Origin of the sequence: Paraburkholderia sp. SIMBA_053 (genome assembly GCF_046534895.1) — a bacterium.
GTDB classification, from domain to species: domain Bacteria; phylum Pseudomonadota; class Gammaproteobacteria; order Burkholderiales; family Burkholderiaceae; genus Paraburkholderia; species Paraburkholderia caledonica.
The window spans coordinates 1-250 of record NZ_JAWRXU010001289.1 but is presented as its reverse complement, the minus strand read 5'-3'; the positions used below and the strand labels follow the sequence as shown (position 1 = coordinate 250).

Genomic DNA, 250 nt, shown 5'->3' with positions numbered 1-250 from the left:
CAAGCGTGCCGCCTGCCGTGCCGCCCGTGTCGACATCTTTCGAGACCACGTCGTAGCCATAGGCGCCACATGCCTCGCCCGCGCGCTTGTAGCATTCGCCCCAGTTCTGGCTCGCATCGCTGCCGCTGCAGTTGATCGCGAAGCCCGTCTCGCCATTGGGCAGATAGGTGAGCGTCGTCGAACCGGAACTGGCGCAGCCTGCAAGGCTCGCCAGAGAGACGATCGCGAGGCTCGTCGCCGTCGCACGGAC

1 protein-coding gene is annotated in these 250 nt (G+C 66.4%); it reads right to left on the bottom strand.

All coding sequences use genetic code 11. The annotated features are described in order from the left end of the window. Positions 1-223: hypothetical protein (locus SB753_RS39775; RefSeq protein WP_410805509.1), on the bottom strand; the 223-nt coding region annotated here is incomplete at its 3' end. Between the last annotated feature and the right edge of the window lie 27 nt (positions 224-250).